This is a genomic window from Pseudomonas sp. EA_15y_Pfl1_P101 (genome assembly GCF_963970835.1).
Classification (GTDB): Bacteria; Pseudomonadota; Gammaproteobacteria; order Pseudomonadales; family Pseudomonadaceae; genus Aquipseudomonas; species Aquipseudomonas tritici.
In genome coordinates this window covers 1-26,871 of record NZ_CAXAPA010000018.1, presented here as the reverse complement: position 1 = coordinate 26,871, position 26,871 = coordinate 1, and the positions used below count along the sequence as shown (strand labels likewise).

Below are 26,871 nucleotides of genomic sequence, written 5' to 3'. Positions count from 1 at the left end.
GAGTCAGCGTTGGTTTTTTTCAAAATGACTCACCGGCGTCCAATGTGTCTAGCAACCACTGGCCACGCTGCCAAAGTGCCTGCTGTTTGGATTCAGCCATACGGTCGAGATTTTTATAAATCATGCTCATGCGTTGATTGCCGCGTAAGCGGTCACCGTGACGCATCAGAAAGTGCCAATACAGCGCGTTGAAAGGGCAAGCATCGTCGGTGGTGCTTTCGCTCACCTTGTAGGCGCAGCCCCGGCAATAGTCGGACATCCGCTTGATGTATTGGCCACTTGCGCAATAGGGTTTGGAGCCCAGGTAACCGCCATCGGCGTGCATCACCATGCCTAAGGTATTGGGCAATTCCACCCAGTCGAAGGCGTCCATGTAGATGGCCAAGTACCATTCGCAAATCTGACTCGGTGCGATGCCGGCGAGCAGAGCGAAATTGCCGGTGACCATCAGCCGCTGGATATGGTGAGCGTAGGCATGCTCAAGGCTTTGGCTGATTGCTTGGCGCATGCAGTTCATCTGTGTCTCGCCTGTCCAGTAGAACGCTGGAAGCGAGCGTGTGTTGCCGAACACATTGCCATCGGCATAGTCAGGCATCTTCAGCCAGTAGACGCCTCGGACATATTCTCGCCAGCCGATCAGTTGTCGAATAAAGCCTTCGGCAGCGTTAAGTGCAATGCTGCCCGACTCGTAGGCTGACGCCACATCGCCGCACAACTGACGCAGATCGAGCAGGCCAATATTCAGCGCAGCGCTGATACGGGCATGAAACAGAAAAGGCTCGTCGCTGGCCATGGCGTCTTGATAGTCGCCGAAGGCTGCCAAGCCCCAGTCGAGAAAGTATTCCCACAGGGCCTGGGCGTCGGCGTGGGTGACCGGGTAGTCGAATGCGTCGAGGGAGCCGTAGTGACTGGCGAAATGTTTGCCCACCAACGCCATCACTTCCTGGGTGATCGGGTCGGGCGCAAATCGGGCGGGTGAGGGAGGCCTAACCCCCTTCGGTAGCGCCTTGCGGTTTTCTGCATCAAAGTTCCAGGCACCTCCGACCGGGCTGCCATCACCCTTGAGCAACAATCCACTCTTGCGCCGCATTTCTCTGTAGAAGAATTCCATGCGCAGCTGCTTTTTGCCGTGTGCCCAATTGGAGAACTCGGTGCGTGTGCAGAGAAAACGACTGTCGCAATGCCACGTTATGCCTAAGCCACAGTCCCTGAGCGATTGCTCCAAGCGCCAGTCGCCGCATTCGGTGATGTGTATTTCGTCTGCTTGCATCAGCGCCTGCCACCGCTGTAACTCGCTCGGCACTGACCCCGTGTTGTCTGGATCATCGAGCGCAACGTACTGCACGCGAACGCCCCGCTGCTGTAGCGCCTCGGCGAAATGGCGCATGGCGCTGAAGATCAGGGTGATTTTTTGCGGATGATGAGGGACATGGCTGGCTTCCTCCATCACCTCGACAAGCAGCACGGTATCGCTTTGGGCATCCAAGCCCTGCAACGAGGCGAGATCGAACGATAGCTGATCACCCAAGATCAGGCACAAACGGTTAGCGTTCTTCATCAATAACTCTGACCGGCGGCGTCCGGCTGCCAGGGGGGGGTTGGGGGGCTGGCACTGCACAGCGCCCACTGCGACAGCGAACGCTGCCATCCGGATGAGGCAGCCAGGCCAAATGCGGACGCCAGCGGCAAAAAAGACGATAGCCCACGTTAAAAAATGGCCGGGTCAACCGCCACGATAACGGTGCTGCCCAGATACCGAGCCCCGCTGCTCGCCAGCTCCAGAGCGTAGCGTCCAGCCCGGTGACCCAGGTTCCATCGTCAAACCTGGCGTGCAGTGATGCCTCCATTTGTGCACGCGTGAACCCCAGCGCGTTGGCGTCGAAGGCAGCATCGCTGATATCCACAAATAGAAGGCGTTCGGGTGTAGCGCGCGCACTCAGAAGCTTGATTTCTCGAGCGCAAAGTGGGCACTCGCCCTCAAAATAAAGCGTCAGTGGCCACCGCGAATTCTTGTACAATGAGTCGCTTCCTGTATAAGTTTTATAGCACGATATGCTCAAAATCCATCGCTGACAACGGGCACCCACACCGCTGCGAATTTAGTTTTTTGATGGAGCCAGCTCGGCGGCCTCGCCTGATAGCACATAGCTATCAATGCAGTGAGTATTGCTAACTGGATGGACCCTATTGCGTCGACGTATCGTCAATGAACTCAACGTGAGTGGCTAATAGTGCCACTCGCATCAACTCAGCCCAGTGCAGGGCGAATTTCCGAGCTAGCCATGAAAAAAACGCTTTCGTTGGCCACACGTATAGGGCTGAGCTTCGCGGCCATACTGGCGCTTCTCGTAGTGATCACTGCCATCGGCATTCAGCGCGTGGCGTTTATTGATTCCACGTTGGGCGACGTCAGCGAAAACGCCGCGAAGGTACAGCGCTACGCAATCAATTTCCGTGGCAGCGTGCATAACCGTGCCATTGCGATCCGGGATGCGGTGCTGGTGGCGAACAAAGCGGACCTGGAAAAACACTTGGATGAGATTCGAGCCCTGGAAAAGGCCTACTCCGACTCGGCGGCCCCTATGGACCAGCTGTTCAAAGGCACCAGCGTGACCGCCGAAGAGGTTCGATTGCTGAGCGCCATCAAGGCCATCGAACAACAAACCCTGACATCTACCCAGGCGATAATCTCCCTGCGCCAAGCGGGCGATATTCCGGGAGCCCAAGCGCTGCTGATGCGTCAAACGTCTTTGGAATACAGCGAGTGGCTCAAGCGCGTGAATGCGCTGATCGACTATGAAGAGGCGTCGATCAAGGCGAAGCTTGGCGCGGTGCAAGCCACTGCCAGCCAGTTCAGTACGCTGATGATCATCGCGACCGGCATTGCCCTGTTGTTGAGCATTATGTTGTCGGCGGTGATTATTCGCTTCGTCAACTCCACGCTGGGCGCAGAGCCTACGGAAGTTGCATTAGCCATCGCGCGGTTGGCTGCGGGTGATCTGAATCAGACGATTGCCACGAAGTACCCCAATAGCGTGATGGGCGTATTAAAAGACGCACTTAGCCACCTGGCAGAGACTATCCAGCAAGTGCGCAGGGCGGCCCAAGAGGTCAATCACTCGTCGACTCAATTGTCTGCCACCTCATCGGCCAACAATGACCAGATCAGCCTGCAAACCCGTGAAGCCGAGCAGGTGGCCACCGCCATCACGCAAATGGCGGCAACGGTGAATGAAGTCTCAGGGTATGCCGCGCAGGCAGCTGAGGCGTCCCGGTTGGCTGATATAGAAGTGGAAAGCGGCAATCGATTGGTGGCTAGCACCACACAGGCCATCGAACAACTGGCCGTCACGCTGGAGCAGACCACAGGCACCGTGAACCAGGTGTCCAAACACAGCGAAAAGATCGAGTCAGTGATCGATGTTATCAACGCCATCGCTGCGCAAACCAACTTGCTGGCCCTGAACGCCGCCATTGAGGCTGCGCGGGCTGGAGAACATGGGCGCGGGTTTGCGGTAGTCGCCGATGAGGTGCGCTCGCTGGCCAACCGGACTCAGCGGTCGACCGAGGAAATTCGGGAGATGATCAGCACGCTGCAAGTGGGCACTGAAACCGCCTCGCGAACCATGCGTGACAGCTGCGAGCTGGCAAGCCAAACCGTGGCGCAAACCCGCAGGGCGCAGAGTGCGTTAGCCAAGATCAGCGAGCAGGTGGGTGCGATCAGCGACATGAACGCCCAAATCGCCAGTGCCTCCTCGCAGCAGAACAGCGTGGCCGAAGACGTGGCGCAAAACATCAACCGTATTCACGGCTCCACCGTGCAGTCCGCCACCGGCTCACGCCAAGTGGCAACGGCGAGCATGGCACTCGCGCAGTTGGCGGATCGCCTTACTGCGAAAGTTGCGTTTTTCAGCGCTGCTTAGGCGTCACAAAGGACTCAACAAGCTGCTGACTTTGCCGATAGCCTTATCAAGACCCAACAGGCGGTTTCCCCATGTTCAATACCAAAATCAAGAACCAGCTTCAATCTCAGACAGCCGAGCTGGCGCAGCTGCGACAACTGCGTGATGGACTCAGCCATGAAATGCTGACGTTGAGTATCGATTCGACATTTAAAATTACCGCCTGCAACGACAACTTCGCACAGGCCTTGGGCTATACCCAGAATCAGCTTCTGGGCCGTGCCATGGCCGATATCGTCCCCCAGTACGTCTCCAAGCTGCCGTGCTTTCACAACTTTCGAGCCGCCATCGCCGCAGGTAAATCGATCTCTGACGAATACCGTTACCTGCATGCTGACGGTTCGTTAGTGTGGATTCATGCTCATTGGCAGCCGATAACCGATGCGACTGGCCTGTTAAGTCATATCGCTTGCTATGCGACCAACATTACGTCCCGCGTAGAAAAAGCCTCGGAAAACGCCTCGTTCATTGACGCGCTGCTGCGTTCGACGGCGGTGATCGAGTTCGATCTATCCGGGCATGTGCTCACCGCGAATGATCAGTTCTTAAAAGCCATGGGCTACAACTTGAGCCAAGCGAAAGGCAGTCACCACCGTATTTTCTGCAAGCCAGAAGAAATCTCGTCGCAGAACTACAAGGATTTTTGGTCAACGTTGAACAAGGGTGAATTTGTTGCTGGCCGCTTCGAACGAATTGACAGTCGCGGTCAGACTGTATGGCTGGAGGCGACTTATAACCCGGTGTACGACACCGAAGGCACACTCTGCAAGGTCGTTAAGTTTGCGACGGTTGTCACCGACCAAGTGGCCCGTGAACAAGCCGTCAGTGAAGCCGCCCAAACTGCATTTGAAATCTCCCAGCAGACTGACGTGACGGCTCAGCGCGGCGCCGTCGTGGTGAACGACACGATGCACACCATGCGCAAAGTCGCTGTTGATATGCAGGCGGCCTCTGGCGGCGTTGAAGCGCTCGGCAAGCAGTCATTGTTGATCAGCTCGATCATTCAGACGATCAGTAGTATTGCCCAGCAAACCAACTTGCTGGCATTGAACGCTGCGATTGAAGCTGCGCGCGCAGGTGAGCAGGGGCGCGGTTTTGCGGTCGTGGCGGATGAAGTTCGGCAATTGGCTGGGCGCACCAGCACGGCTACCGAAGAAATTGCATCGGTTGTCTTGCAGAACCAGAAGCTGGTGGATGAGACCGTCGCCGAGATGGCAAACAGCAAATCCCAAGCAGAGCAAGGCCTTGAACTCGCCACCCAGGCTGGCCACGTCATTGTTGAGATTCAGGATGGCGCCAAACGAGTGGTCGATGCGGTGGGCAGGTTTGCGACCCAGGTTGCCTAGGGTCGCAACAGCGCTGGCGCAGAATGTTCGCTAGCGCTGTTGCGACACATCGTTTGATTAATGGGCAAGCGGGTGATTTTCAGCAATCACCCTTTGACTGTTTTCGGTGCTTTGCCTTCGCGCATCTGTTGCAGCAAAGGTGCGCACTGGTTAGGCGCGTCGGCGCTGGGTGCGATCAGTGCCAGCAAACCGGCCGCAGGCCCCGCGATCACACCCAGCGCCACCATGCCCGCGCCACGCAGCGCCAGAGGAATGGCTTTCACACCGGCATTCGGCTTGATAAACGGCCCGTTGACGTACAGCGGTGAACGCAGGGAGAACAGTCGAAAACCTTTCGATTCGGGGTTGATGGTCAAGTCCAGTTGCTCCGTGGCCATGTTCGCCGTGCCATCGATATAGATAATGGCGTTCTCGGTATCAAACACAAACAACCGCGTCGTCGCCAGGCCAGTCTTGATGCCGAAGTCCGCCGCGGCGCAATTGATCTTCACTTCCTTGTCGCCAAACAATCGGCCCACCACGTAGTTGCCCACGTTGAGCCCGGCGATTTCCATCAGGCCCCGGCTGATGGCGCCGTCGTTGATCAGCATCTTCAGGTCACCGTTGGAGGTGCCCAGCAATGCCGCCACGGAGTTGCCGCGACCGGAAATCTCGGCGTCGCCGTTGAGTTCACCAAAGCTGGTTTTCATCGGTTCGAATGTCGGGAACAGCTGCTTGAGCTTGAAGTTACGCGCAGTCAGTTTGGCACGACCTTCCATCGGTGCGGTGCGCCCGTTCAGGCGAATCTGTGCATCCAGCTTGCCGCCGGCCACGCCGAAACGCAGGGGCTCCAGGCTCAGTTCGCCGTCATTGAGCACCAAATGGGTGTAGAGGTCGGTGAAGGGTAGATCGGCACTGTGCACGATGCGCTTGCCGGTGAACGCCACATCGGCATCCATGACACGCCAGCGCTCAGTGCGGAACTCTTCCACCGGCAGCACTTTGGTCGCGGGTTGTTTGCTATCGCCGCCACGGGCTTTTTGCTTGGCATTCGAGTCGGCGCCGATCAGGGGGGCGAGGTCGGTCATCAGCAGTTGGTTGGACACCAACGCGCCGCTGAGTTTGGGGCGCGGCTGGCTGGCAACGTAGCCAAGGCTGCCGTGAATATCGCTGTTACCGATCTTGCCGTTGAAGTTTTCGTAGCGGAACGACGCGCCGTTGGCTTCGTGCAGCTTGGCGATCAGATGGCCATCGGTGGAATAGGCCGGCGAATCCGGCAAGGTCACGCCGGTCAGTGGGTAGAGGTTGCCCAGGCTGGAACCTGCGAGTTTCAGGCGCAGGTCCAGGGCCCCCAGATTCAGCGGATCCGTGAGGGTGCCGGCCAGGGCGATGCTGGTGTCCGCAATCTTGACTTGAGCCTGCAAAGGAAACGGCTTGGCCGCGTCTTGCAACGCCAGCAGGCCGCCGATCTTTCCGGTGCCGTCGAGTTTCTGGCCGTGGTACTGGCCTTTGACCTTGAGGCCGAACGCATAGTCCTGCGGCGCCGAGCCCTTTTCCAAAGCCTTCTTGGCATCGGCGTCGCCGACGATTTCACCAAAGGGCACGGGTTTGCCCAGCGGGTCGATGATGACATCCAGCTGGGTCTTGAGGGTCTGGTCGTCGAGGGTCACGTGGCCCTTGTCGAAGCCGATGGCGCCAATGTCCACCACCCAGTTGGAGGGTTCGGCGTTCGGGTCCTTAGGGTCGAACTTGAAGGTCCAGTTGGCGCGGCCGTCGGCCAGGCGCTGCAATTGCGCACTCGGCTCAGTGAGGTCAATGCGCGGGATCACCACGCGCTGCACCAGCAACGCCAGCGGCGAAATGCGCAGTTCGACCTTTTTAAGCGTGACCATCTGCGGGGTTTTCGACCAGTCGGGGTTACCCAGGGTCAGGTCTTCGGCAATCACATGGGGCCACGGCACCCAGGCGCGCCAACCGCCTTCATCGGGCTCACGTGCCCACACCACCGCGAGGTTGCCGTTGATGGCAAAAGGTCGATGCAGCTCTTCGGAAACCTTGGCATTGAGGGGCGGCTTGATGCGGTTCCAGTCAAAGAACACCAGAACCAATACCACCCCGGCAATTAACAGAACGACGCTGGCGCAGCTCCAAGCGACGATTTTACGAGTGCGCGTCATTGCACGGGACTCCTGAATACGACTGGCTGGTTCACAGCCTTTATGGACAGCTTATACGACTACGACTGGCAAACCGTCTGGGGGTTTAACCCAATCGGTCACTTGCCGGGAAAAACATCAATTTCTGACCACTTCGACAGAATCCACCTACGACAGCGCACCATTGTTACCCACGGGCGTGTCGAAAATACCCACACCGGTGCAAAACCGCGGGCTTGAGAGGCCCGGCCTAGAGCCTCCGCTCAGAACAATCAATTCTGTTGATTATTACCATTGCGTTTATGAACTTTTATATCGACTTATCGAGAGTAGCATTAGCCCTGTACCCACTTTATCGCCCTCCCAAGGAGCAACCCATCATGAAACGCCAAGTACTCGCTACCGTCCTGTTATCCATCCTGGCTTCCAGTGCCTTTGCCCTGCCAGCCGTTGAACAGGCCACCCCACAAGTCAAAGCCGATGCCGTTCATTTCAGCCAGACCGTCGCTCGCAGCGGCTCGCAAGAAGAAGAGAACCGTGACTACGCCAAAGGCGCTGTTGCTGAAAATGGTTCGGAGCAAGCCAACAAACGCGCTTACACCGAAGGCCTGACCGAAAACGGCCGCGACCGCCTGGAAGAGAAAGGCCTGGTTGAAGGTGGTGCTGATCGCCTGCTGGAACGTAATGCTGTCGCCGAAGGTGGCCGTGATCGCCTGGAACAGAAAGGCCTGGTTGAAGGCGGTGCTGACCGTTTGCAAGAACTGCATCAAGCACAGAGCTAACCCTGTGGTGGCCCAGAAAAAAGCCCGATCTGTCGATCGGGCTTTTGCTTTCCTGTAGATCGCGTCACGTACTTCCCGCGCCAAGTTCGACGCCGGCAAAGCTGTTTTGCTAGAGTGCGTCGCTGTACTTGCCAACAAAGTCTGCCCGCCCATGCTGCCCCGCGCCGAACAGAAGCAACAGACCCGCCTCGCCTTGATGGACGCAGCCCGCCATCTGATGGAATGTGGCCGTGGGTTTGGCAGCCTGAGCCTGCGCGAAGTGGCGAAGACAGCTGGCATCGTGCCCACCGGTTTTTATCGCCACTTTGCCGATATGGACCAGCTTGGGCTTGTGTTGGTGAGTGAGGTCGGCCAGACCTTTCGCGCTACGATCCGCCTGGTGCGCCACAACGAATTCGTGATGGGCGGCATTATCGATGCCTCCGTGCGGATCTTTCTCGATGTGGTTTCGGCCAACCGTTCGCAATTCCTGTTCCTGGCCCGCGAGCAATACGGCGGCTGCCTGGCCGTGCGCCAAGCCATCGCGGCGTTGCGCGAAGACATCACTCGCGACCTGGCGGCTGACCTCACCTTCATGCCCAAACTGCAGCACCTGGACGCCGAAGGCTTGCACGTGATGGCCGACCTGATCGTCAAAAGTGTGTTCGCCACCCTTCCCGACATCATCGACCCGCCAGCCCAAGCCCTGCCCGCCCACCTCACGCCGCAGGCGAAAATCACACAACAATTGCGCTTTATCTTTATCGGTTTGAAGCACTGGCAAGGCCTGGGCAGCACCGAATAACGCAATCAGCCTGCCGAATGGAAACGCTTGGCCATGGTGTAGTGCTTGTTCCAATAGCGGTTGCTCAGTGAATCGATACGGATGTTTTTGCCGCTGCGCGGTGAATGGATAAATTTACCCTCGCCTATATAAAGGCCCACATGGCTGACCTGGCCGCTTCCGTTTCCTCTGAAAAACACCGCGTCGCCGGGCTGGAGCGCGTTGCGCTTGACCGTCGCAGCCGTCGAACGTTGCATTGCCGTTGTGGTGCGCGGTATTCGGATGTTGGCTTGAGTCTTGAACAGATACACCAGCAGGCTGCTGCAATCGAAGCCCTGCTCTGCCGAGGTGCCACCCCATTTGTAAGGCGTACCCAGCAGTTCGTGGGCGCGGTCGACCACATCGTCGATAGTCGCTTTTTTGTGTGAAGCGCTGAAAGGGGGATGGCCTTTCAGATTGGCCGAAGCCGATGAAAGGGCGAAAGACAGACTGACAATAACCAGGCAACAAAATGACTTGAACATGATGAACGTCGCAGTGGAGTAAACACGGCGCACAGACTAATGATCTCGCAGGTAACCGGATGAATGCCGAATCCTCATGCCCTGTAGGGAAAATCTGAAAACGCCCATCGCGCGTGCAATCAGTAAAATCGCGCACCACTTTGGCGCACGCAGAGAATCCTTCCTCGCTCCATTTAGTGGCGCTACCGCCCTTGCCTACAGGCAATTCCTACTCTCTATCGACATTGGCAAGGCCCTTGCTCTAGCTGTGCTATCGCTCATAGCTGGAAGCTTCCTGATGCTGGTGATCCACCGCCGAATAGCCCCTCAAGCCCTCTGGGCCGCCGAGTTGCTGCTGAATTTCGAAGCACGCAGCAAAAGTCGCCTGCGCTGTTTCAGTGCCGACGGTGAAGACGTTGGCCTTTTCCTGGAGCGCGGCCAGCCGCCGCTGCACGATGGCGAATTCCTACAGGCTGAAGACGGACGCGTCGTACGCGTATGCGCCCGACCTGAACATCTGCTGCACGTCACCTGCAGCAGCGCATTTGAACTGACTCGCGCGGCGTATCACCTGGGTAACCGCCATGTGGCGTTGCAGGTAGGGGACGGCTGGTTGCGCCTGCTAGACGACTACGTGCTCAAGGCCATGCTCGAACAGCTGGGTGCGCAGACCGAAACCATTGAAGCGCCCTTCCAGCCGGAGCACGGTGCTTACGGCGGCGGCCACCATCACTCGCGCCATGGCGATGAAGATTTCAACTACCCACCCAAGCTGCATCAGTTCGGCGTGCGTCTATGAACCCAGCCTGGGCGCTGTTGCGTCTGGCCAGTCCGCAATTGCCGATTGGCGGCTACAGCTATTCCCAGGGCCTGGAAATGGCGGTGGAGAACGGTCGTGTCAATGATGCGGCCACTGCACGACGCTGGATCAGCGATCAGTTGCTGCTCAACCTTGCGCGTTTCGAAGCACCGTTGCTGCTCGCACATTGCCAAGCGGCCTTTGATGAGGATTGGCCGCGCCTGGCGCAATGGTGTGATGAGCATCGCGCCAGCCGCGAGACCCGCGAGCTGTATCAGGAGAGCCGGCAGATGGGCTACTCGCTGCAGCAATTACTCAGCGGCTTGCCGGAACTGGACGACGCCGCCCGCGCATTTCTTGAGCGGTGCGCCGAGCCGCATCTGGCCCTGGGCTGGGCCCTGGCCGCTCGCGCCTGGAGCATCAGCCCCGCTGATGCCCTGGCGGCGTGGTTGTGGAGCTGGCTGGAAAACCAATTGGCCGTGCTGATGAAAACCCTACCCCTCGGCCAGCAAGCCGCCCAGCGCCTGACCAGCGAACTGCTGCCGCTGCTGCAACAAGCCCAGCAGGACGCCAGCCGCATCGACCCTACCCATTTCGGCAGCGCCGCTTTCGGCCTGTCCCTGGCGTGCATGGCCCACGAGCGCCAGTACAGCCGCCTGTTCCGTTCCTAGGAGAACACAGACATGAACTCACAACCTTTACGTGTTGGCATCGGCGGCCCGGTGGGCTCCGGCAAGACGGCCCTGACCCTGGCGCTGTGCCTTGCGCTGCGTGATCGCTACAACCTGGCAGTGGTCACCAACGACATCTATACCCGCGAAGACGCCGATTTCCTGGTGCGTAACCAAGCCCTGGCGCCGGAGCGCATCATCGGCGTGGAAACCGGCGGCTGCCCGCACACGGCGATCCGTGAAGACGCCTCGATCAACCTCGAAGCCGTGGATCAGCTCAACCGCCGTTTCCCCGGCCTGGACCTGATCCTGGTGGAGTCCGGCGGCGACAACCTTTCGGCCACCTTCAGCCCCGAGCTGTCGGACCTGACCATCTATGTGATCGATGTGTCTGCCGGCGACAAGCTGCCACGCAAGGGCGGGCCTGGTATTTGCAAATCCGACCTGCTGGTGATCAACAAGATCGACCTGGCACCGCTGGTGGGCGCCTCGCTGGAGCTGATGAACAGCGACACCCAGCGCATGCGCAACGGTAAACCCTTTGTGTTCAGCAACCAGAAAACCGGTGTCGGCCTGGATGACATCGTCGCCTTTATCGAACGCCAAGGCCTGCTGACCGCCGCCTGACCAACCCTCAAGGAGCCTGTTTATGAGCCTCAAGAAACTCTTCACCGCCGCCGCCCTGCTGCTGGCCCCTGCCCTCGCCTTCGCTCACCCGGGCCACGGCGACAACGGCCTGGTGGCCGGCATCAGCCATCCCTTGGGTGGCATTGACCACTTGTTGGCCATGGTGGCCGTCGGTTTGTGGGCCGCCCAACAAAAAGGCGCCGCCCGCTGGGCATTGCCGTGCACCTTCGTGGGCACCATGCTGATTGGCGGCGTGCTGGGTTTTGAAGGCTTGGCACTGCCAGCGCTGGAAAGCGGGATTGCTGCATCGGTGCTGGCCCTGGGCCTGGCGGTGGCGCTGGCGGTGCGGCTGCCGTTGTTTGTGGCGGTGGGGGCGACAGCATTGTTCGCGCTGTTCCACGGCGTAGCGCACGGATTGGAGCTGCCGGACATGTCCAACCCTTGGGCGTATGCGGCTGGGTTTGTGGGCGCAACGGCAGTGTTGCACGCGGCGGGTTATGCGGTAGTGCGTTTCCTGCCGGCGGCTGCGGCGCCGTTGGTACGGGTTGCGGGGGCGGCGTCGGCGGCGACTGGGGTTTGGTTGCTTGCCAGTTAAAAGCCGCAAGCTACAAGCTGCAAGTAGACGCCGATTTGCGCCAACTTGCAGCTTGTAGCTCACAACTTACAACTGCCCCTCTGCTACCATGCGCGCCTACACCCCTGCCGTGACGACGCCAGCCAATGCCCAGCGCTTCCCAACCCTCCTTGAACACCGTGCTCACGCACTTCCACAGCCTGATCGTGCCGCTCTGGCAAGGCCCGGGCTGGAACGCCGAGCTGGCGCTGCCCTATGAGGCGCTGGATGCCGATCACCGGCCGCTGCCCCCACAACGCTACCGCGCCATGGCCTGCGCGCGGCAGCTGTACCTGTTTGCCAGTCTGATCGACGAGCCTGGCGCAGCCTTCGCCGAGGAGCGCGCAGCTGTTCTGTTCCGTTCGCTGCAACAGCACTTCCACGACGCCGAGCACGGTGGCTGGTTCTACAGCATCGATCCCACCGGCCAGCCGCTCGACAAGCGCAAAGACCTGTACACCCACGCCTTCATCATCTTCGCCTGCGCCCATTACTGGGCCAAGGTGCGTGCGCCGCTGGTGGAATCGGTGCTCAATGCGGCCCTGGAAGTGGTCGCCGAGCGGTTTTCCACAGGCGACGGCCTGTATGAAGCCGTGCTGGAGCGCAACTGGTCATCGCTTAAATCCGGCCCGCTGCAAAACCCGTTGATGCACTTGGCCGAAGGTTTCCTCGCCACCCTCGCGGTGCGTGAAGATGCCCACGTGCAGGCAGCCCTGCTGGCACTGGCGACAGCCATGCAACAGCGTTTCATCGACCGCCAGCACGGCGTGATGATGGAAAAACCGCTGGGCGCTGTGGATAACTGGTTCGAACCGGGACACCAGTTCGAGTGGTTCTTCTTGCTGGAATCTTCAGATGTACTGCGCGGTACGCCGCTGCATGCGTCGCTGACCCGGGCTTTCGCCTACGCCGAGCAACAGGGTGTGGATAACGTCAGCGGCGCAGTCAGCGGCATGCTGGCGCTGGACGGCACGATGCGTGACGGCACCCAACGTATCTGGGCCCAGGCCGAATACCTGCGGGCACTGACCTTGCGGCCGGACAGCGAAGCGGTGCTACAGCGCCAATTGCTGGCGCTGCAACAGCATTTTCTGCATGAGAAGGGTTGGAATGAATGCCTGGATGCCGAGGGCGTCGTGAGTCGACGGGATATGCCGTCGACTACGCCTTATCATTTGGCAACGTGCTATCAGGGTCTGACCCGGTATCTGGCCTGACTTTCAGGGCCTCTTCGCGAGCAAGCCCGCTCCGACATTTGACCGCGTCCTACCTTTGGAATGCAGGCGAATGTGAGAGCGGGCTTGCTCGCAAAGCAGGCGGCGCTATCTAGAGCTTTACTTGGCCCCGCGCTCAATCGCAAACCCAGCCCAAGTCTGGCTCACCGGCATCAACTCCAACCGGTTGATATTCACATGCGCCGGCGTATTCATGACCCAAAAAATCGTGTCAGCAATATCCTGCGGCTGAATCGGCTCGGCACCAGCATAAGTCGCGTCATACCGCGCCTGGTCACCACCAAAGCGCACCAACGAAAACTCGCTCTCGCACAGGCCGGGCTCGATGTTGGTCACGCGCACGCCGGTACCTTGCAGGTCGCAACGCAGGTTCAACGAGAACTGCTTAACAAACGCCTTGGAGCCGCCATACACATGGCTGCCTGGGTACGGGTAGCTGCCGGCGATGGAGCCCAGGTTGATGATCCCGGCGCCACGGCCATGCGCGATCAGGCGCGGCAGCAGCAGGCTGGTGGTGGTCAACAAGCCCTTGATGTTGGTGTCGACCATGGTTTCCCAATCGTCGAGGCTGCACTTGGGCGCCGGGTCAGTGCCCACGGCCAGGCCGGCGTTGTTGATCAGCCCGCGCAGCTTGGCGAACGACGGCGGCAGGTTGGCGATGGCGTCTTCCATGCCCTTGCGGTCACGCACGTCCACCACCAGGCCATGCACTTCGGTCTGCTTTGAAAGCTCTTCGACCAGCGCATTCAGGCGGTCGGCACGCCGGCCAGTCAGCACCAGTTTCCAGCCGGCGTCTGCAAAACGACGAGCACAGGCTTCGCCGAAACCTGAGGTTGCGCCAGTAATAAACAGCGTGTCGGACATGGTGTTCTCCTTGCGGGCATCGGGAAAAAATCAGCCAGCAGAATGCCCTGACGCCGCAGTGGCGGCAACCGCTAAGCGCATAACTTCATGCGCGACTGATCACTTTTTAACCATTGCGCGCAAAGCCTCATGAACCGTGGCTTGCAGCCATATACGCGCAGGTTATCCACAACTGCGCCCACAGTCTTTGGGGGCAAGTGCAAAAAGCCCCAGGCCTCTATACACAAGGGTTACAAGGGGGTTTAGAAAGTTTTTTGCTTGACCTTAGACGGGGCGTATGTAGACCCACCGACAGGCCGGAAAGCAGAACGATGGCTCCAGGCCAGTCATTCCGGCCTCTGCGGCCGTCTTTCCAGAGTTTAGTCACAGACTTATCCACAGGCTGGCGGGACATATTTCGGTCATATACCTGTGTCTATAAACAGGTTGACAAAGCCCTCGGGCGGTTGCGAAAAAGCCGCTGATCAAAAAACAAGCGACTCGCTGCAAGTCACGGTTTTAAAGGCTTTCAGCCAGCTACTACCACGTTACCCACAGCCGGTTCCACAGTGGGTGGGGACAAGTCAAAACTGTGACAAAACAGGGATTTGTGGCGGCTATATGTCGCGCTTTAGAGGGCGGCTGGATTTGTTTTCCACAATTTCCAGAACCGTCTGTGGATAGCACTAAAAAGACTGCGGGAGCCGCTTTTATGTGGGCTCCCACAGTGGGTGCTGCGTCGTTATTTAGATTAGTGCCCGCCGAGGTAGGCGTTGCGCACTTCCTCGTTTTCCAACAATTCCTTACCAGTACCCGTCAGGCGAATCTCACCGTTAACCATCACATACGCCCGATCCGACAGACGCAACGCATGGTTGGCGTTCTGCTCCACCAGGAAAATAGTCATCCCGGTCGCCGCCAACTCGCGCAGGGTCGAGAAGATCTGCTTCACCACAATCGGCGCCAGCCCCAGGCTTGGCTCGTCCAGCAGCAACAACTTTGGGCGGCTCATCAACGCGCGGGCGATGGCGAGCATTTGCTGTTCGCCACCCGACATGGTCATAGCGCGCTGGTTGCGCCGCTCCTTGAGACGTGGGAACAGCTCGAACATGCGCTGCATGTCTTCCTGCGCGAACTTGTCGCCAATCGGGATGGTGCCCATCAGCAGGTTTTCCTCGACGGTCATGTCGGGGAACACCCGCCGCCCTTCCGGCGACTGCGCAATGCCGTTGGAGGCGATGTAGTGCGATGACTTGTGGGTAATGTCGACGCCGTTGTAGAGGATCTGCCCCGACTCGGCCCGTGGCTGGCCAAAGATCGACATCAGCAGCGTGGACTTGCCCGCGCCGTTGGAGCCGATCAGGCTGACGGTTTCGCCTTCGTTGATATGCAGCGAGACTTTTTTGAGGGCCTGGATCGGACCGTAGTACACGTCCAGGTCCTTCATTTCGAGGATAGGTCCGCTCATACCAGCTCCTCTTCGTCGGCGCCCAGGTAGGCGGCAATCACTTTCGGGTCGTTTCGGATCGCTTCCGGCCCGCCTTCGGCGATCACGTTGCCGTGGTCCAGCACCACGATGTGGTCGGAAATACTCATCACCATGCCCATGTCGTGTTCGATCAGCACTACCGTGAGGTCGTGTTCGTCGCGCAGCAGGCGAATCATCGCGCTGAGGGCTTCGGTTTCCTGGGGGTTGAGGCCAGCTGCCGGTTCGTCGAGGCAGATGATCTGAGGCCGCGTGCACATGGCACGTGCGATCTCCAGGCGGCGCTGCTGGCCGTAGGAGAGTTCGCCGGCCAGGCGATTGGCACAGTCCACCAGGTCCACCACCTCCAGCCAGTAGAAGGCGTGGTCAAGGGCATCGCTTTCGGCTTTGCGGTAGCCCTTGGTGTTGAGAATACCGGCGAGCATGCTGCGGTTGACCCACATGTGCTGGGCGACCAGCAGATTTTCCACCACCGACATTTCCTTGAAAAGGCGAATGTTCTGGAAGGTTCGCGCCAGGCCAGCACGGTTCACCAGATGGGTGCCGCCGAACATCTTGTAGTAGACCCGACTGAGGAAGCTCTTCGGCGAGACAAAGTCGACGGCTTTGAAGCGCTCCCCGAGCAGTTGGATCACGTTTGTCTGCTTGCCACGCACATTGAGTTCAATCTTGCCGCCGCTGGCTTTGTAGAAGCCGGTGAGGCAGTTGAACACCGTGGTCTTGCCTGCGCCGTTGGGGCCGATCAGGGCGAAGATCGAGTTGCGTTCGACCTTGAGGCTCACATCACTCAAAGCCTTGATGCCACCGAAGTGCATCATCAGGTGTTCCACCTGGAGGACGACTTCCTTGCTCATGGCGCTACCCCCTTACGTGGCGTCACACCGGAACGGCTGATCCGCATCAGGCCGCGTGGTCGCCAGATCATCATCACCACCATCAACACGCCAAACAGCAGCACGCGGTATTCGGAGAAGCTGCGCAGCAGTTCAGGCGCGACGGTCAATACGAAGGCCGCAATCACCACGCCGACCGTCGAACCCATGCCACCCAAGACCACGATGGCCAAAATCAACGCCGACTCAAAGAAGGTAAATGACGACGGGTTGACGAAGCCCTGGTAGCTGGCAAAGAACACCCCGGCCAGGCCCGCGGTAGACGCGCCGATGGTGAACGCCGAGAGCTTGACCAGTACGTGGTTCAGGCCCATGGAGCGGCAGGCGATTTCATCTTCGCGCAGCGCTTCCCAGGCACGGCCGACCGGCATGCGGGTCAGACGATGCTTGATGTACAGCACCAGCATCACCACGATGAACAACACGATGTAGATAAAAATGAACTTGAAATTAGGGCTGTAATCGATGCCGAAAAACTCATGAAAGGGCACCCCACCATCCTTGGCCTTACGCACGAACTCCAACCCCATGAAGGTCGGTGACGGCACGGGCATGCCATTCGGACCGCCGGTAAACGACAGCCAGTTGTTAAGCACCAAGCGGATGATCTCACCGAAGCCCAGGGTCACGATAGCCAGGTAGTCACCGTGCATTCGTAATACCGGAAACCCGAGGATGCACCCCGCCAGCGCCGCCGCGATGGCCGCCAGTGGCAGCACCGTCCAGAAACCCAGGCCCAGGTATTGATAACCCAGCGCCAGGCCGTAGGCACCGATGGCGTAGAACGCCACGTAGCCCAAGTCGAGCAAGCCAGCCAGGCCTACCACGATGTTCAAGCCCAACCCGAGCAACACGTAGATCAGCCCGAGGATCACCACGGTCAGCAGGTACTTGTTGGCGAAGATCGGGAACACGATGGCGATCACGATCAGTGCCGGAATGATCCAGCGCAGCCGCGATTTATAGTCCGGTTTCTGCACGTGCACGCCGGAGCCGCTGCTCTCTAATCCCTGCAGGATTCTTATACCCTTGGGCGTTTGCAGGAACAGGCTCATGGCGAACCGGCCGAGCATTACAATCGCGACCATCACGCCGACGCGGGCCGGTTCCAGGTTGAAGCTGTAGCCATCGAGGACAACACCGACGATGGGCCCGAAGATGATCAGCGAAATCAGCCCGGCAAGGACTGCATCGACCACACTTTTCTTGATATCGATTGGTTTGGCAGCAGACATGTTTACACCTTAGCCACGAGTGGGCGACCAAGCAGGCCCTGAGGACGGAAAATCAGAATCACCACCAGCAGGGAGAAACTGAACACGTCTTTGTAGTCAGAGTTGATCAACCCCGAGAACAGCGACTCGGAGATACCCAGGATAATCCCGCCCAACATCGCCCCTGGCAGGGAGCCGATGCCGCCGAGTACCGCTGCGGTAAACGCCTTGATGCCGATGATGAAGCCGGCATAGAAATCGAAGGTGCCGTAGTTGAGGGTGATCAGCACGCCGGCCAGGGCCGCCATGGCGGCACCGATGACGAACACATAGGAGATCACCCGGTCGGTGTTGATGCCGAGGATCGAGGCCATCTTGCGGTCTTGCTGGGTCGCGCGGCACATGCGGCCGAGCTTGGTGTACTTGATGATGTAGGTCAGCAACGCCATCCCGGCAAACGCCGCCACGAGAATGAACACCTTGGTGTACGTGAGCTGCACGAACCCGGTGCCGATGTCGACACGCCAGGCGCCTGCCAGCAAGGTTGGAATACCTTGTTGCTTGGCGCCCTGGGCGATCTGCGCGTAGTTCTGCAGGATCAGGGAGATCCCGATGGCGCTGATCAGCGGTGCCAGGCGGGTGGAGTTACGCAGCGGTTTGTAGGCGACACGCTCGATGACCCAACCGTAAACGCCGGTGACGACGACGGTGAAGACCAAGGTGCCAAGAATGAGCAGCGGAAAGGATTCGATGCCGAAGTAAGCCAGCAGTGCCAGACTGATCGCCGCGAGGTAAGCGGAAATCATATAAACCTCGCCGTGGGCGAAGTTGATCATGCCAATGATGCCATAGACCATTGTGTAGCCGATGGCGATCAGGCCATAGACCGACCCGAGGGTCAGGCCATTGACCAGTTGCTGCAGGAAAATACCATCCATAACGCAATCTCACGCGGTGAGCACCTGCACACCGGTGGGTGTGCGGCGCTTCTGGAGGAAAAGACAGATATCGATCACGACACCACTCCCCTGTGGAAGCGGCGGTTCGACGCTTCGACTTGCTCGCGAATGCGGTGTATCAGTCAACACATTTGCTACCTGACAGACCGCTTTCGCGAGCGAGCCCGCTCCCACATTGGTTAGGTGCTGACTAGCCTTACTTCTGCTTTTCCAACTGGTGGTATTTACCTTCCTTGTCCCACTGGTAAACCACATAGTCGGAGACTTTCAGGTCGCCCTTGGCGTCCCAGGTCTTCTCGCCCATCACGGTTTTCACAGGGTTGGCCTTGAGCCACTTGGCGGCGTCTTCGCCTTTGTCGGACTTGGCGCCGTTGAAGCCGGCGGCCAGGGCCTGGAGCGAAGCGTAGGCGTACAGGGTGTAGCCTTCAGGCTCGTAGCCGGCTTTGCGGAACTCTTCCACCACGGCCTTGCTTTCGGGCAACAGGCGCGGGTCGGCGCCAAAGGTCATGTAGACGCCGTCCACGTATTGCTTGCCGCCTGCGGTGGTGACCAATTCGTCGGTCACTACGCCGTCATCGGACATGAACTTCACATCTTTCAGGCCGGCTTCACGCAGTTGGCGAACCAGCGGACCGGCTTCCGGGTGCAGGCCGCCGAAGTACACGACATCAGCGCCGGTAGAACGGATTTTGGTGACCAGCGCACTGAAGTCTTTCTCGCCACGGGTCAGGCCTTCTTCCAGCACCGGCTTGACGCCGCGCTTGGTCAACTGGGCAGCAGTGGCGTCAGCCAGGCCTTTGCCGTAGGTGTCCTTGTCATTGATCACGGCAATTTTCTTGCCCTTGAGCACGTCGACGATGTAATCGCCGGCGACGATGCCTTGCTGGTCGTCACGCCCGCACATACGGAACATTGCGCTCATGCCGCGCTCGGTCACTTGTGGGTTGGTGGAACCTGGGGTGATGGCGATCACGCCCGCGTCGTTATACACCTCGGACGCCGGGATGGTGTTCGACGAGCAGAAGTGCCCGACCACGCCGATCACTTTGTCCTGGTCGACCAGCCGGTTGGCGACGGCTACGGCCTGCTTGGGTTCGCAGGCATCGTCGCCGGCAACCAGCTTGATCTGTTCACCGTTAATGCCGCCGGCCTTGTTGATCGCATCGGCTGCCGCTTGGGCACCCTTCATGTACTGCTCACCGAATGAGGCGTTGGCGCCAGTCATCGGCCCCGCAACGCCAATCTTCACATCAGCTTGAACAAACGTAGAAACACCCAGCGCCGCTGCAACGGCGAGGGCCAGGAAACCTTTCTTGTAAAACGTCTGGGACATGAGTAGTGCTCCGATATTTTTGATTTTTGGCACGACAACTTGCGTTCAAACTTTTCACTGAAAGCTCAGAGCAAGGCGCGTGCCACTACGTTTTTATTCTTCAAAAAGACACGGTGTCATTGTTATTGCAGGTGTTTCAGCGCCATTCGCAAGGACGTGCAACCGTCTAGCATCAGAAGGTGCAACCAGCGGATCGAAAAAGTACAACCTCGGCAGGTCGCACCTGCAACCAACCCGATAAACGACAGTTCCTACAGCTGTAACAAATGACGTAACGGAACTGCACATTTACAGTGCGTGACTGCTACGACTTGCACCAATACAGATTAGTAGCCGACTAAGAAAATGCAGGCTTTTGAGCGGTACTTCGCTGATCAGATCACGATCCTCAGACATTGGCCTGCGTGATACAGCGAAAAACCGGCCTCATAAAGACAGCTGCGCAGACCGACCCCGGCCAGCGGTTGCATGGGCGCGAAGGGAATCGGCAATGCCTGTGGATTCTGGTGACACAAGTAGTCGGCAAACGCTTTGCCGACCACGCTGCCGGTGGTCACGCCGCGTCCGTTATAGCCCGTTACTGCCACCAGGCCAGGGGCGGGTTCGAATAGGCGCATCAAGTGGTCCGGTGTGAAGGCAATGCAGCCGGTCCAGGTATAGTCCCACTGCACCGATTTGAGGTACGGGAAGTAATGCCGCTGCACCCGATCGGCCCACGCCTCGAGGAACCAAGCCGGTTTCTGGTTTCCGTTGCCCAGGCTACCGAGCAACAGGCGGCCATCGGCATCGCGGCGAATGCTGCTCAGCACTTGGCGCGTATCCCACGAGCCTTGGCCGCCGGGAAGGATTTGCTGGGCGGCGTCCCCCGTCAGCGGGACCGACGCGACCTGGTAGTAGTAACCGGGGAAGAAATTGCGCCGCAGTTCGGTCCATTCGCCTTCGGTATAGGCATTTGAGGCGATGACCACCTGTCCAGCCTGCACTGAGCCTTGGGCCGTCTGCACCGACCAGTGCGCACCTTGGCGCTCGAGTTGGGTGACCGGGGAATGGTCGAACAACTGTCCGCCTAGGCCGACAGCCGCATTCGCCAAACCACTGGTGTAAGCCATTGGATTCAAGGTGCCGGCGCGCCGATCCAGCAAGGCTGCCGCGATTTTCTGAGTGCCAGTGGCTTGCTCGCATGCCTGGCCGGTGAGCAATTCCACCGGCGCGCCCCGGCGCTTCCATTGTTCTTCACGACTGCGCAAATCCGCTTCGCCACGGGCGTTGTGCGCCATGTGCAACGTGCCCTCGCGGCGCAATTGGCAATCGATGTTGTATGTGTCGATCAGGCTGAACACCAGCGACGGCGCCGCGCCCAGCATGCGGTTAAGCTGGCTGCCCACCGCCTCGCCGAAACCGGCTTCGATCTCGTCCGGCGGGATCCACAGGCCGGCGTTGACCAGCCCGACGTTACGCCCCGAGCCGCCATGGCCGGTGCGATGGGCTTCCAGCACGGCAACGCTTTTACCCTGCTCCAGCAAGTGAACGGCCGCCGACAGCCCGGTGATCCCGGCGCCGATCACGCACACATCCACGTTGACCTCGCCCTTGAGCGCGACGCGATCCGGCCTGCCAGGGGTGAGGTGTTCCCACAAACATGTTTCGCGCAGTGCCATTGCCAGACTCCGATGAGACCTAACAAACAACCATTTCAGGGTTGTAAACCCAATCAACTGTGGGAGCAGGCAAGCCAGCTCCCCCATTTTGACCTCACTCCGACTGAGAGATCAGTCGAAGGTAATACCCTGGGCCAATGGCAGCTCCAGCGAGTAATTCACCGTATTGGTCTGCCGCCGCATATACCCGCGCCACGCATCCGAGCCCGATTCACGCCCACCGCCCGTCTCTTTCTCACCGCCAAACGCACCGCCGATTTCCGCGCCGCTCGGGCCGATGTTGACGTTGGCGATGCCGCAGTCACTGCCCACGGCCGACATGAACTGCTCGGCTTCGCGCACATCGGTAGTGAAGATGCATGACGACAAACCTTGCGGCACGGCGTTGTTCAGACGCAGGGCTTCAGCGAAATCGGTGTAGCCAATCACGTAAAGAATCGGCGCAAACGTTTCAGTGCACACCACGTCGCTTTGCTCGGGCATTTCGACGATGGCCGGCGACACGTAGTAGGCGTTAGGGAATGTGTCTTGCAGTTGGCGCTTGCCGCCGAACACCTTGCCGCCTTCGCTCAAGGCTTGCTCCAGGGCGTCCTGCATGTTCTCGAAGCCGTGTTTGTCGATCAGTGGGCCGATCAGGTTGCCTTCCAGCGGGTGGCCGATGCGCACCTTGGAATAGGCGGCCTTGAGGCGGGTGACGATTTCCTGCTTCACCGATTCGTGGGCGATCAGTCGGCGCAGCGTGGTGCAACGCTGACCGGCGGTGCCGACGGCGCTGAACAGGATGGCGCGCACGGCCATGTCCAGGTCGGCGCTTGGGCCGAGGATCATTGCATTGTTGCCGCCCAGCTCCAGGATGCTGCGGGCAAAACGTGCGGCGACTTTCGGTGCCACTTCGCGGCCCATGCGGGTGCTGCCGGTGGCGCTGATCAACCCGACGCGCGGGTCATCCACCAGAGCGGCGCCGGCGTCGCGGCCGCCGATGATCACTTGGCTGAGGTACTCGGGAGCGCCGTCGAATTTCTTCAGCACACGCTCGAACAGCGCCTGGCAGGCCAAGGCGGTAAGCGGGGTCTTTTCCGAGGGTTTCCAGATCACCGCGTTGCCGCACACCAGCGCCAGGGTGGTGTTCCACGCCCACACGGCGACCGGGAAGTTGAAGGCGCTGATCACGCCGACCACGCCCAGTGGGTGCCAGGTTTCACGCATATGGTGGCCCGGGCGTTCGGAGGCGATCGTCAAACCGTACAGCTGGCGCGACAGGCCGACGGCGAAGTCACAGATGTCGATCATTTCCTGCACTTCGCCCAGGCCTTCCTGGGTGATCTTGCCGGCTTCCCAGGACACCAGCTCGCCGAGATCGGCCTTGTACTCGCGCAACACATCACCGAACTGACGCACCAGTTCGCCGCGGCGCGGTGCGGGCACGTTGCGCCAGGCCTGGAATGCATGCTCAGCGCGACTGACCTGTTGCTCTACCTCGGCGGCGCCTTCCCAGTTCACGCTGCCGATACGGCTGCCATCGATCGGCGAATGCACGGGTTGTTTCCCAGACTGGTACAGCGCCGGGTTTACCCCGAGACGATCAAGCAATGCGGCAACCATGGGTCACTCCTTCAATGTTCAAAACAGAAAATAGCGCCGCCGACAGACACGGCGATCCAGAGCTTATTTGTAGCTGGCCCAAGACGTGCCAACAAACGACGATTAGGCGAGATATCATTCCGTTTATTCATGCAAAGAATAAAAAGAGGCGTGCCGTGCTCAATAAAAGACATTTGCCCTCGATCACTGCCTTGCAGTGCTTCGAAGCCGCCACCCGCCACCTGAGTTTCACCCGCGCCGCCGAGGAACTGAACCTCACGCAGAGCGCGGTGAGTAAGCAGGTGGCGCAGTTGGAAGAGTTGTTACAACACCTGCTGTTTCGCCGGGTGCGCCGCCGCTTGCAGATGACGCCAGCGGGCGACCTGTACCTGGTGGAAGTGCGCAAGATCCTCACGCAGGTGGAGATGTCCACCCACTACCTGCGTTCCTACGGCGGCGAGACCGAAGTGTTGCGGGTGTCTACGCCCTACACCTTCGGCGCGCGCTGGCTGGTACCGCGCCTCAAGGGATGGCGGCTGCGTCACCCGCAGATCCATCTGGACCTGTGTAATGAGCAGGCGCCGGACGAGCTTTTGCAAGGCAAGGCCGACATGGCCTTCTACTTTGGCCAGGGCTCACGCCCCGGCACCGAGAGCCTGAAGCTGTTCAGCGAAGAGCTTGTACCTGTCTGTGCACCGGAAAGCCTGCCCGCGCAGCCGTTCACCGATCCCACGCAACTCAGCGATCTGGTCCTGCTGCAAAACGCCTCACGGCCGCAGGGCTGGCATGACTGGTTCGCCAGCCAGGGCTATCAGACAGAGCACAGTTACCACGGGCCACGATTCGACACGTTCTATATGTGTATTCGTGCAGCGCAGGTGGGCTGTGGCGTGGCGTTGTTGCCGCGCTTTCTGGTGGAAGAAGAGTTGGCCGAAGGCAAGCTGGTGATCCCCTGGCAGCATGCGCTGCCGAGCCAGGATGCGTATTACTTGGCCTACCCCGAACATTCGGCGGAAGTGCCCAAGGTGCGTGAGTTTGTGAAGTGGATGATGGAGCAGGTGCTATAGCGCCTGCGATGGCGCCAGTGGCCTTACCGAAAAAATCACTGGCAAAACAACACAGGTCTATGCGCCACTAGCCCTCTTCCCTAATTGTGCGTAAAGGTCGGCGCCCATTGCCGACCCGTCTGGAGATTCCCGCTATGAGCGAGAGTGTGTTTGCCGATCGCATCGTGCAGAACTTGCTCGACACCGACTTCTACAAGCTGACCATGATGCAGGCGGTGCTGCACAACTACCCCAACGTGGAAGTTGAATGGGAGTTTCGTTGCCGAAACAGCGAAGACCTGCGCCCGTACCTGGCGGAGATCCGCTACCAGATCGAACGCCTCGCCGAACTGAGCCTGAGCCCGGACCAGCTGGGTTTCCTGGAACGCATCAGCTTCATGAAGCCGGATTTTTTGCGCTTCCTCGGCCTGTTCCGTTTCAACCTGCGCTACGTGCAAACCGGCATCGAGAACGGCGAGTTGTTCATCCGCCTGCGTGGGCCGTGGCTGCATGTGATCCTGTTTGAGGTGCCAATGCTGGCCATCGTCAGCGAGGTGCGTAACCGCTACCGCTACCAGACCGTGATCATCGAACAGGCCCGCGAGCAGTTGTATCGCAAATTCGACTGGCTGACGGCGAATGCCAGCAGCGATGAGCTGTCGGAACTGCAAGTGGCCGACTTCGGCACGCGCCGGCGCTTCTCGTACCGCGTGCAGGAGGAAGTGGTCAGTGTGCTCAAGCACGATTTCCCCGGGCGTTTTGTCGGCACCAGCAACGTGCACCTGGCCCGTGAATTCGATATGAAGCCGCTGGGCACCATGGCGCACGAATGGATCATGGCGCACCAGCAACTCGGCCCACGCCTGATCGACAGCCAGATCGCCGCACTCGATTGCTGGGTCCGCGAATACCGTGGGCTGCTGGGCATTGCCCTGACCGATTGCATCACCACCGACGCGTTCCTCGGCGACTTCGATTTGTACTTCGCCAAGTTGTTCGACGGCCTGCGCCATGACTCCGGCGACCCGGTGCAATGGGCGGAAAAAGCCATCGCCCATTACCATAAGCTGGGCATCGAGCCGATGAGCAAGACCCTGGTGTTCTCCGACAGCCTGTCGCTGCCCAAGGCCCTGGAGATATTCCGCGCACTGCGGGGTCGGATCAATGTGAGCTTTGGCATTGGTACCAACCTGACCTGCGATATTCCAGGTGTCGAGCCGATGAGCATCGTGCTTAAAATGACCGCCTGCAATGGCCAGCCCGTCGCGAAGATCTCCGATGAAGCGGGCAAGACCCACTGCACCGACCCGAATTTTGTCGCCTACTTGCGTCATGTTTTCAAAGTACCTGCCATCTCTAGCAAGGAGTGAATCATGCAAGCCGTACAGCGTGAGATTGCTGAACAGCTCAAGGTCCAAGCGCCGTTCAAAGACCAGGCCGCCCTCGAGGCCGAAATCTCCCGGCGCGTGACCTTTATCCAGAACTGCCTGCGCAATGCCGGGCTCAAAGCGTTGGTGCTGGGCATCAGCGGTGGCGTCGACTCCCTGACCGCCGGCCTGTTGGCCCAACGCGCGATGCAGGAACTGCGCGCCAGCACCGGTGATGACGCCTACCGTTTTATCGCCGTGCGCCTGCCCTACGAAACCCAGTTCGATGAAATCGACGCCCAGGCCTCGGTGGACTTTATCGAACCGGACGAGCGCCACACCGTGAACATCGGCCCGGCAGTGAAAGCCCTGGCCAATGAAGTGGCGGCGTTTGAAGGCAAGGCTGCCGTATCCCGCGATTTCGTGCTGGGCAACACCAAGGCGCGCATGCGCATGGTGGCGCAGTACACCATCGCCGGCGCGGCCGGTGGCCTGGTGATTGGCACCGACCATGCAGCAGAAGCGGTGATGGGCTTTTTCACCAAGTTTGGTGATGGCGCGTGCGATCTGGCGCCATTGAGCGGGCTGGTGAAGAACCAGGTGCGCGCAATTGCACGGCACTTTGGTGCGCCGGAATCGTTGGTGGAGAAAGTGCCGACGGCGGACCTGGAAGACCTGTCGCCGGGCAAGCCGGACGAAGCGTCACATGGCGTGACCTACACCGAGATAGATGCATTCCTGCACGGCGAGCCGGTGCGTGAGGAAGCGTTCCGGATTATCTGTGAGACGTATCGCAAGACTGAGCACAAACGGGTGATGCCGTTTGCGCCGTGAGGTGAGCCAGATAGGCTTGTGTTGACTGTCAGACCGCTATCGCAGGCAAGCCAGCTCCCACAGTTGACCGGGTTCCAGCATGAAAATGCGGTTGAATGTGGGAGGCCCCACTACATCTTCGACGTAGCGCTGTCGCGCATCAAACTGGTTCATCGTAAGGTTATAGAACGCGTGCGGGGCAAAGGCCGTAGCCAGCACTGGTGTGTCAGCACCCGAGTGGG

At 59.4% G+C, this 26,871-nt stretch carries 25 protein-coding genes and 2 pseudogenes; 14 read left to right on the top strand and 13 right to left on the bottom strand.

The window, feature by feature from the left end; translation table 11 throughout:
* Positions 1–19: 19 nt before the first annotated feature.
* Together AACY36_RS24070 and AACY36_RS24065 are read right to left on the bottom strand one after the other, a co-directional pair.
* A complete protein-coding gene (locus tag AACY36_RS24070; RefSeq protein WP_339415831.1) occupies positions 20–1,558 on the bottom strand; it encodes a cryptochrome/photolyase family protein in 1,539 nt (512 codons plus the stop codon).
* The gene (locus AACY36_RS24065) at positions 1,545–2,018 is read right to left on the bottom strand and encodes a thiol-disulfide oxidoreductase DCC family protein (protein WP_339415705.1); all 474 of its coding nucleotides are present in this window, start codon (positions 2,016–2,018) and stop codon (positions 1,545–1,547) included. The genes AACY36_RS24070 and AACY36_RS24065 overlap by 14 nt, the downstream gene beginning before the upstream one ends.
* A 264-nt stretch (positions 2,019–2,282) precedes the next feature.
* On the opposite strand from AACY36_RS24065, the pseudogene AACY36_RS28445 reads away from it, so the two are divergent.
* From AACY36_RS28445 to AACY36_RS28430, 4 genes and pseudogenes are all read left to right on the top strand, one after another.
* Positions 2,283–2,792, top strand: a pseudogene (locus tag AACY36_RS28445) (MCP four helix bundle domain-containing protein); the annotation flags it as partial.
* Between the two features lie 72 nt (positions 2,793–2,864).
* Positions 2,865–3,923, top strand: coding sequence for a methyl-accepting chemotaxis protein (locus AACY36_RS28440; RefSeq protein WP_370467831.1), 1,059 nt, complete (start codon positions 2,865–2,867; stop codon positions 3,921–3,923).
* 71 nt (positions 3,924–3,994) lie between these two features.
* Positions 3,995–4,771: pseudogene (locus AACY36_RS28435) on the top strand (PAS domain-containing protein); the annotation flags it as partial.
* Positions 4,772–4,870: 99 nt separating this feature from the next.
* Positions 4,871–5,308, top strand: a complete 438-nt coding sequence (locus tag AACY36_RS28430; RefSeq protein ID WP_370467830.1) for a methyl-accepting chemotaxis protein — start codon at positions 4,871–4,873, stop codon at positions 5,306–5,308.
* Between the two features lie 86 nt (positions 5,309–5,394).
* On the opposite strand, the gene AACY36_RS24050 is transcribed toward AACY36_RS28430, so the two are convergent.
* Complete coding sequence (locus tag AACY36_RS24050) at positions 5,395–7,464, bottom strand: AsmA family protein (RefSeq protein WP_339435822.1); 2,070 nt, start codon at positions 7,462–7,464, stop codon at positions 5,395–5,397.
* A 359-nt stretch (positions 7,465–7,823) separates the two neighbouring features.
* On the opposite strand from AACY36_RS24050, the gene AACY36_RS24045 reads away from it, so the two are divergent.
* Positions 7,824–8,225 carry a hypothetical protein gene (locus AACY36_RS24045; RefSeq protein WP_339415700.1) on the top strand — a complete coding sequence of 134 codons (402 nt, stop codon included), beginning with the start codon at positions 7,824–7,826 and terminating at the stop codon, positions 8,223–8,225.
* Between the two features lie 151 nt (positions 8,226–8,376).
* Entirely contained in the window at positions 8,377–9,009 is a 633-nt protein-coding gene (locus AACY36_RS24040; protein WP_307387336.1) for a TetR family transcriptional regulator, read from the top strand.
* Positions 9,010–9,014: 5 nt separating this feature from the next.
* Here the strand turns inward: AACY36_RS24040 and AACY36_RS24035 are convergent, their stop codons facing one another.
* On the bottom strand, positions 9,015–9,512 hold the full coding sequence (locus tag AACY36_RS24035) for a C40 family peptidase (RefSeq protein WP_339415693.1): 498 nt from the start codon (positions 9,510–9,512) through the stop codon (positions 9,015–9,017).
* A 277-nt stretch (positions 9,513–9,789) separates the two neighbouring features.
* Between AACY36_RS24035 and ureE the strand changes: the two genes are divergently transcribed.
* The 5 genes from ureE to AACY36_RS24010 all read left to right on the top strand — a co-directional run bounded on the left by ureE (position 9,790) and on the right by AACY36_RS24010 (position 13,418).
* A complete protein-coding gene (ureE, locus tag AACY36_RS24030; RefSeq protein WP_049710268.1) occupies positions 9,790–10,290 on the top strand; it encodes an urease accessory protein UreE in 501 nt (166 codons plus the stop codon).
* Entirely contained in the window at positions 10,287–10,961 is a 675-nt protein-coding gene (locus AACY36_RS24025) for an urease accessory protein UreF (RefSeq protein ID WP_339415692.1), read from the top strand. Before ureE ends, AACY36_RS24025 begins: the two co-directional genes overlap by 4 nt.
* Positions 10,962–10,973: 12 nt before the next feature.
* Positions 10,974–11,588, top strand: coding sequence for an urease accessory protein UreG (gene ureG, locus AACY36_RS24020; protein WP_065874333.1), 615 nt, complete (start codon positions 10,974–10,976; stop codon positions 11,586–11,588).
* A 22-nt stretch (positions 11,589–11,610) separates the two neighbouring features.
* Positions 11,611–12,183: a HupE/UreJ family protein gene (locus AACY36_RS24015; protein WP_339415691.1), complete on the top strand. Its 573-nt coding sequence runs from the start codon at positions 11,611–11,613 to the stop codon at positions 12,181–12,183.
* A gap of 125 nt (positions 12,184–12,308) precedes the next feature.
* Complete coding sequence (locus tag AACY36_RS24010; RefSeq protein WP_339415689.1) at positions 12,309–13,418, top strand: AGE family epimerase/isomerase; 1,110 nt, start codon at positions 12,309–12,311, stop codon at positions 13,416–13,418.
* Positions 13,419–13,535: 117 nt separating this feature from the next.
* Here AACY36_RS24010 and AACY36_RS24005 read toward each other — a convergent pair whose 3' ends face one another.
* The 8 genes from AACY36_RS24005 to amaB form a co-directional block, all read right to left on the bottom strand.
* Complete coding sequence (locus tag AACY36_RS24005) at positions 13,536–14,300, bottom strand: SDR family oxidoreductase (protein ID WP_339415687.1); 765 nt, start codon at positions 14,298–14,300, stop codon at positions 13,536–13,538.
* A gap of 730 nt (positions 14,301–15,030) precedes the next feature.
* A complete protein-coding gene (locus tag AACY36_RS24000) occupies positions 15,031–15,747 on the bottom strand; it encodes an ABC transporter ATP-binding protein (protein WP_339415685.1) in 717 nt (238 codons plus the stop codon).
* Positions 15,744–16,619 carry an ABC transporter ATP-binding protein gene (locus tag AACY36_RS23995; RefSeq protein WP_339415684.1) on the bottom strand — a complete coding sequence of 292 codons (876 nt, stop codon included), beginning with the start codon at positions 16,617–16,619 and terminating at the stop codon, positions 15,744–15,746. Before AACY36_RS23995 ends, AACY36_RS24000 begins: the two co-directional genes overlap by 4 nt.
* Positions 16,616–17,893, bottom strand: coding sequence for a high-affinity branched-chain amino acid ABC transporter permease LivM (gene livM / locus AACY36_RS23990; RefSeq protein WP_339415683.1), 1,278 nt, complete (start codon positions 17,891–17,893; stop codon positions 16,616–16,618). The genes AACY36_RS23995 and livM overlap by 4 nt, the downstream gene beginning before the upstream one ends.
* Before the next feature lie 2 nt (positions 17,894–17,895).
* A complete protein-coding gene (locus tag AACY36_RS23985; RefSeq protein WP_048727385.1) occupies positions 17,896–18,810 on the bottom strand; it encodes an ABC transporter permease subunit in 915 nt (304 codons plus the stop codon).
* Positions 18,811–19,027: 217 nt separating this feature from the next.
* Positions 19,028–20,164 (bottom strand): branched-chain amino acid ABC transporter substrate-binding protein, encoded by a 1,137-nt coding sequence (locus tag AACY36_RS23980; protein WP_339415680.1) that lies wholly within the window; start codon positions 20,162–20,164, stop codon positions 19,028–19,030.
* 374 nt (positions 20,165–20,538) lie between these two features.
* Complete coding sequence (gene amaA / locus AACY36_RS23975) at positions 20,539–21,822, bottom strand: L-pipecolate oxidase (RefSeq protein WP_339415679.1); 1,284 nt, start codon at positions 21,820–21,822, stop codon at positions 20,539–20,541.
* 111 nt (positions 21,823–21,933) lie between these two features.
* Positions 21,934–23,424, bottom strand: a complete 1,491-nt coding sequence (gene amaB / locus AACY36_RS23970) for an L-piperidine-6-carboxylate dehydrogenase (RefSeq protein ID WP_339415678.1) — start codon at positions 23,422–23,424, stop codon at positions 21,934–21,936.
* 155 nt (positions 23,425–23,579) lie between these two features.
* Between amaB and AACY36_RS23965 the strand changes: the two genes are divergently transcribed.
* The 3 genes from AACY36_RS23965 (at position 23,580) to nadE (ending at position 26,650) form a co-directional block, all read left to right on the top strand.
* Positions 23,580–24,470 (top strand): LysR family transcriptional regulator, encoded by an 891-nt coding sequence (locus tag AACY36_RS23965; protein ID WP_339415677.1) that lies wholly within the window; start codon positions 23,580–23,582, stop codon positions 24,468–24,470.
* A 134-nt stretch (positions 24,471–24,604) separates the two neighbouring features.
* On the top strand, positions 24,605–25,819 hold the full coding sequence (gene pncB, locus AACY36_RS23960) for a nicotinate phosphoribosyltransferase (protein ID WP_339427243.1): 1,215 nt from the start codon (positions 24,605–24,607) through the stop codon (positions 25,817–25,819).
* Positions 25,820–25,822: 3 nt separating this feature from the next.
* On the top strand, positions 25,823–26,650 hold the full coding sequence (nadE, locus tag AACY36_RS23955) for an ammonia-dependent NAD(+) synthetase (protein WP_339427244.1): 828 nt from the start codon (positions 25,823–25,825) through the stop codon (positions 26,648–26,650).
* Positions 26,651–26,686: 36 nt separating this feature from the next.
* Here the strand turns inward: nadE and AACY36_RS23950 are convergent.
* On the bottom strand, positions 26,687–26,871 hold a 185-nt coding region (locus AACY36_RS23950; RefSeq protein WP_339497652.1), incomplete at its 5' end, for a hypothetical protein.

Coding starts and splice junctions, on each gene's coding strand:
- AACY36_RS24070 (WP_339415831.1), bottom strand. CDS start 1,558: ATGAAGAACGCTAACCGTTTGTGCCTGATCTTGGGTGATCAGCTATCG.
- AACY36_RS28440 (WP_370467831.1), top strand. CDS start 2,865: ATGATCATCGCGACCGGCATTGCCCTGTTGTTGAGCATTATGTTGTCG.
- AACY36_RS28430 (WP_370467830.1), top strand. CDS start 4,871: ATGCACACCATGCGCAAAGTCGCTGTTGATATGCAGGCGGCCTCTGGC.
- AACY36_RS24050 (WP_339435822.1), bottom strand. CDS start 7,464: ATGACGCGCACTCGTAAAATCGTCGCTTGGAGCTGCGCCAGCGTCGTT.
- AACY36_RS24045 (WP_339415700.1), top strand. CDS start 7,824: ATGAAACGCCAAGTACTCGCTACCGTCCTGTTATCCATCCTGGCTTCC.
- AACY36_RS24040 (WP_307387336.1), top strand. CDS start 8,377: ATGCTGCCCCGCGCCGAACAGAAGCAACAGACCCGCCTCGCCTTGATG.
- AACY36_RS24035 (WP_339415693.1), bottom strand. CDS start 9,512: ATGTTCAAGTCATTTTGTTGCCTGGTTATTGTCAGTCTGTCTTTCGCC.
- ureE (WP_049710268.1), top strand. CDS start 9,790: ATGCTGGTGATCCACCGCCGAATAGCCCCTCAAGCCCTCTGGGCCGCC.
- AACY36_RS24025 (WP_339415692.1), top strand. CDS start 10,287: ATGAACCCAGCCTGGGCGCTGTTGCGTCTGGCCAGTCCGCAATTGCCG.
- ureG (WP_065874333.1), top strand. CDS start 10,974: ATGAACTCACAACCTTTACGTGTTGGCATCGGCGGCCCGGTGGGCTCC.
- AACY36_RS24015 (WP_339415691.1), top strand. CDS start 11,611: ATGAGCCTCAAGAAACTCTTCACCGCCGCCGCCCTGCTGCTGGCCCCT.
- AACY36_RS24010 (WP_339415689.1), top strand. CDS start 12,309: ATGCCCAGCGCTTCCCAACCCTCCTTGAACACCGTGCTCACGCACTTC.
- AACY36_RS24005 (WP_339415687.1), bottom strand. CDS start 14,300: ATGTCCGACACGCTGTTTATTACTGGCGCAACCTCAGGTTTCGGCGAA.
- AACY36_RS24000 (WP_339415685.1), bottom strand. CDS start 15,747: ATGAGCGGACCTATCCTCGAAATGAAGGACCTGGACGTGTACTACGGT.
- AACY36_RS23995 (WP_339415684.1), bottom strand. CDS start 16,619: ATGAGCAAGGAAGTCGTCCTCCAGGTGGAACACCTGATGATGCACTTC.
- livM (WP_339415683.1), bottom strand. CDS start 17,893: ATGTCTGCTGCCAAACCAATCGATATCAAGAAAAGTGTGGTCGATGCA.
- AACY36_RS23985 (WP_048727385.1), bottom strand. CDS start 18,810: ATGGATGGTATTTTCCTGCAGCAACTGGTCAATGGCCTGACCCTCGGG.
- AACY36_RS23980 (WP_339415680.1), bottom strand. CDS start 20,164: ATGTCCCAGACGTTTTACAAGAAAGGTTTCCTGGCCCTCGCCGTTGCA.
- amaA (WP_339415679.1), bottom strand. CDS start 21,822: ATGGCACTGCGCGAAACATGTTTGTGGGAACACCTCACCCCTGGCAGG.
- amaB (WP_339415678.1), bottom strand. CDS start 23,424: ATGGTTGCCGCATTGCTTGATCGTCTCGGGGTAAACCCGGCGCTGTAC.
- pncB (WP_339427243.1), top strand. CDS start 24,605: ATGAGCGAGAGTGTGTTTGCCGATCGCATCGTGCAGAACTTGCTCGAC.
- nadE (WP_339427244.1), top strand. CDS start 25,823: ATGCAAGCCGTACAGCGTGAGATTGCTGAACAGCTCAAGGTCCAAGCG.